We start from the raw sequence: 4,290 nt of genomic DNA on the forward strand, positions 1-4,290 counted from the left end.
AAAAGGAATTAGCCGTTGAGGCTGATCAGTATAGTGCACAGCTGAAGGACAACGAACGTATCGCCGGCGATAACAAGAAAGATTGTTAATATATATTTATCGACAACCTTTATTACCTGAGGGGACCGCACTATGCGAGGATTACAAGAAGAAGTGGATTTACAAGTTAACCGATATAAACCATGAATAATGAAGAATAAGTTGCATGCATTAATAAGAAACATTTTTAGTGCGCCCTCCAGTCATCTATTGAAAGGCTTACTATGATATCACTCTATAGACCTCCCCTAGTTTTTTTGGTGGAGGTCTTCTTATGCTTAGCTAAAGTGTGATTTTGATATGTAGATAAAATAATGATTGTTTTAGTGCAATCATTAAGTGAACAAACATAAGGATACACACTAATCAGCTTCGTCATTTTTAAATGTAAGCAATTTGGCATATATGATTAGCTATACATTTACGTAAAGATGTCAGTTGAATAGGTAAATATTTTTCCTGCCTGTCGAATCTTTTGAAATCAAAAAAGTTCGTGAATAATAATGTAATAGCTGCATATTCATCTCTACATAATACTAACAATCAAATTAATCCGAACAATATCCACCCACACCCTTGTGACCGTCCCAGTTAACTGCTATCATGGTTATTGTTTTGGGCGTCGTCGGCGTTCAAAGTTGAGACAGTGGCGGTAGCGACTTTGCTGGTGTCATAATCGAGGAGGAATCATCAATGGGTACAGCAGTAATTGTCGGTATGCAGTGGGGTGACGAAGGTAAGGGGAAGATTACGGATTTCCTAAGCCAGGGGGCGCACATGATTGCGCGGTACCAGGGTGGCGACAATGCCGGTCACACCATCCACGCAAACGGTCAGGTGTACAAACTCCGGTTGGTGCCATCCGGGATTCTCCACCCGCACCAGCTATCCGTTATTGGTAATGGGGTTGTGGTTAACCCGGCTAGCCTGCTGCGGGAGCTCACCGCGTTGCGTGAACAAGGCGTGCCCGGCGAAAACTTGCGCATCAGTGACCGCGCGCAGGTCATTATGCCGTACCACATCCTGCTCGATAAGTTACAGGAAGCAAAGAAGGGTGACGCCAAGATTGGCACGACCAACCGCGGAATCGGCCCGGCCTACGTGGACAAAGCCGCGCGGGTGGGTATCCGGATGGCTGACCTGCTCGACAAGGACACCCTGGCCGCAAAGTTGCGGATTAATGTAGACGAAAAAAACGAGTTGCTGACCAAGATTTATGGCGCAGAACCCGTTAACTATGACGATATTTTTGGCCAGTACTACGATTTTGGGCAGCAACTGGCTCCCTACATCGTGGACACCAGCGTGATTCTGAACGACGCGCTGGATGAAGGGCGTAACGTCCTCTTTGAAGGTGCCCAAGGAATCATGCTGGACGTTGATCAGGGGACTTACCCCTACGTGACGTCCTCCAACCCTGCTGGTGGCGTCTCCACTGGGACCGGCGTGGGTCCGTCACGGATTGACCGGGTGGTAGGTGTTGTGAAGGCGTACACGTCCCGCGTGGGTGATGGTCCGTTCCCGACGCAGTTGGATGACGCGCAGGGTGACTACATCCGCAATGCGGGTCACGAGTTTGGTACGGTGACTGGACGGCCGCGGCGCGTGGGCTGGTTTGACACTGTGGTGGTGAACCACGCGCGGCGTGTTGCTGGGGTCACCGACCTGTGCCTGAACTCGGTGGACGTGCTGACGGGTCTCGACAAAGTAAAAATCTGTGTGGCATACGAGAAGGCGGACGGTACCCGGATTACGCGGATGCCCGCGACGCTCAAGGAGCTGGGTGAATGCCAGCCAGTTTACGAAGAACTGGACGGCTGGACTGACGACATCAGTGGTGCCCGGAGCCTAGAGGACTTGCCCGCTGCACCACGTCGCTACGTGGAACGGATTCAGGAACTCGTCGGGGTTAACCTGTTAACGTTCGGTGTGGGCCCAGAGCGTAACCAGACGGTGGTTCTGGATAACGTTTGGGCGACGGACTAGATAATGTAATGTGCACACAAAAGAGGCCCGATTATAAGTAGCGGCTTCGGAAAAAAGACACACATCGACGCTGGGCGGCTTGTGACCGAGCGGAGTTATGGTGAGCAGCCGGCCTACAAACGTGACCCACAATGCAGTTCCCTGTGCCTAACGTAATAATGCCGATATTCCCGAACTGAGGAATATCGGCATTATTACGCTATTGCTCGGGAGCTAACCGCATTGTGGGCCACTCTCTTTTTGCTACATCAGGCACCAACACCCCAGGGTGAGTGCCTGCAGGTGGGAAGCCTTACCAAAGTCGCGGGCAACATACTCGTCCATCGCGGCGAGCGAGTCGCCCGTGAACAATATCTGGCCGAACTGCGCCCCGCGGAAACGTGCGCAGGCTGCGAGGGCCGCACACTCCATTTCGACAACGGTGTAACCAGCAGCGCGGTGCGCGGCGACTTTGCCCCGCGTTTCCCGAAAAAAGGCGTCGGTCGTCCACGTTTGGACGGCGTGCACCGGGACTGCGTGTTGCGTGAGTACGGCTTGGATGTGGCTGGCAACATCGGCGTCGAGCGTGATGCTGGGCGCGGGTGGCAGGTAGTGGAACGACGTACCCTCGTCACGCAAAGCCGCGGTGACAACCATAAACTGGTTTTCGGGAGCGTCCGTGAGTACACCGCAAGAGCCGACCGTCACGATGCGCTGGGCACCATAGGCAATCAGAAACTCGAGGAGTTGGGTGGCGGCCGATGCGCCCAGCGGAGCCCGGCACAGTCCGACCTGGTGCCCATCGACGTCGAGCTGGTACACGTGAAACTCGTTGGAGACCGTCTCAAAGGTACCGACGATGGTGTGGGGGTACTGCTCCACGAATTTAAGGATGTTGGCGGCCGAGATAAAGGCGAACAACATCCGCTGCGGAAACTGGTAACCCTCGTCACGGAAGGGGTTAATTACGGCGTCGGGGTTGGCGTCGAAGTGCAGCAGTGGCAGTGATGTGGGGTGCATGGCGACACTTCCTTTGCAATCAATCTATTTAATCCGGCGGTATAGTACTACGGCCATCACGACGCTGAGGAGGATGGTAATGATCATGGTGATTACCCACGCGCCCGTTGTTTTGGCAAAGGGCAGGTCAACGTTCATACCGTAAAAGCCGGTGACGATGGTGGGTACGGTGAGTAGTAGTGACCAAACCGTCATTAACTTCATGGTGTCGTTCAGTTCGTTGTTCAACACGTTGGTGTACGTGCTGTTCAGTTGGTCCATGATTTGCGAAGTGGTTTGGGTCATCTCGCTAAACTGCTGGGCTTCAATAATGACGTCATTCAGCCGCTCCCGCTCCTTTGCGTTGAGTCCGCGGAATAGTGGTTGGAGCTTAAACTGTTCCAGTACCATCGCGTTTTGCTTCGCAGCCGTGACTAGGTAAACCAGGCCGGTTTCGAGGTCTGATAGCACTAGTAGATTGGCCTTGGTGGCTTTGCGGCGCAGGCGGTCGGCGACGTCCTGGCGTTTTTCGTCCACCTTCTCGATGAGCGGAAAGAACGATTCGGTGAGGATGAAGAGGCCCTCAAAGAGGAATTGGAACGCCGAGATATCGTCGTCGGCTTCAAGCTGGGCGGCGAGCAGGTCGCACACGTAGTCAGCCTTGGCCCCACCAATGGTGAAGATGCGTTCACCGCGAATGATGAAGGTGAGCGGCACGGCGGCAAAGTGGCCGTGAACTTCGTGCTGGTCGGGAACGTTGTAGACCAGCAGGAAGGTATTGCTGACGGCGTCGTACTCCACGTGGGCACGCTCATGGCGGTCCAAAGCGTAGCCCAACATCTCGTCGTCGAGCGCGTAGTCTGCGCGCAGGCGGTCCAGTTCGTCTTTGTTGGCATCGGTCACGTGAATCCACTCGTTTTGACCGTGGCAGAACGTGGTTTGTTTAATCATACTGTCGGCTTCCTTGTCTCTAGGGTAGTTCGTGCGGGGGATGGCTCTACCCCGCCTGGTACAAAAAAAGACGAGACCGTAGTCACGCCCCATATATGTGTGCGGGGTTACGACCCCGTCAGGTGGCATTCGCTGAGAATACCGAATATGTAACGGTGGGGGCGCAGACCTTCTGAACGCTTGCGCGCCGATCGTTGCTATCCCACCCATGGTTTGGCACCACGCTAATAGCTTATCATGCGTGATTGGCGGTGTCTAGGGTGAATTTTGGAGAGCGGGGCAGGCCGTCCCAATGCGGCTGACGGCAGCGTAGGTCGGCCCGGTGAGCTGCGATTT

At 53.9% G+C, this 4,290-nt stretch carries 3 protein-coding genes; 1 reads left to right on the forward strand and 2 read right to left on the reverse strand.

The window, feature by feature from the left end; genetic code table 11:
- The first annotated feature begins 732 nt into the window (after positions 1-732).
- Positions 733-2,025 (forward strand): adenylosuccinate synthase, encoded by a 1,293-nt coding sequence (locus LPA02S_RS10875; RefSeq protein WP_056956314.1) that lies wholly within the window; start codon positions 733-735, stop codon positions 2,023-2,025.
- Between the two features lie 243 nt (positions 2,026-2,268).
- On the opposite strand, the gene LPA02S_RS10880 is transcribed toward LPA02S_RS10875, so the two are convergent.
- On the reverse strand, positions 2,269-3,024 hold the full coding sequence (locus LPA02S_RS10880; RefSeq protein WP_056956313.1) for a nucleoside phosphorylase: 756 nt from the start codon (positions 3,022-3,024) through the stop codon (positions 2,269-2,271).
- Between the two features lie 24 nt (positions 3,025-3,048).
- Positions 3,049-3,954: a magnesium transporter CorA family protein gene (locus tag LPA02S_RS10885; protein ID WP_056956312.1), complete on the reverse strand. Its 906-nt coding sequence runs from the start codon at positions 3,952-3,954 to the stop codon at positions 3,049-3,051.
- Between the last annotated feature and the right edge of the window lie 336 nt (positions 3,955-4,290).

This window comes from Lacticaseibacillus pantheris DSM 15945 = JCM 12539 = NBRC 106106, assembly GCF_001591865.1.
Lineage (GTDB): Bacteria > Bacillota > Bacilli > Lactobacillales > Lactobacillaceae > Lacticaseibacillus > Lacticaseibacillus pantheris.

Bases quoted from the DNA above. Each gene is read 5' to 3' on its own strand.
- LPA02S_RS10880 (WP_056956313.1), bottom strand. From the start codon at position 3,024: ATGCACCCCACATCACTGCCACTGCTGCACTTCGACGCCAACCCCGAC.
- LPA02S_RS10875 (WP_056956314.1), top strand. From the start codon at position 733: ATGGGTACAGCAGTAATTGTCGGTATGCAGTGGGGTGACGAAGGTAAG.
- LPA02S_RS10885 (WP_056956312.1), bottom strand. From the start codon at position 3,954: ATGATTAAACAAACCACGTTCTGCCACGGTCAAAACGAGTGGATTCAC.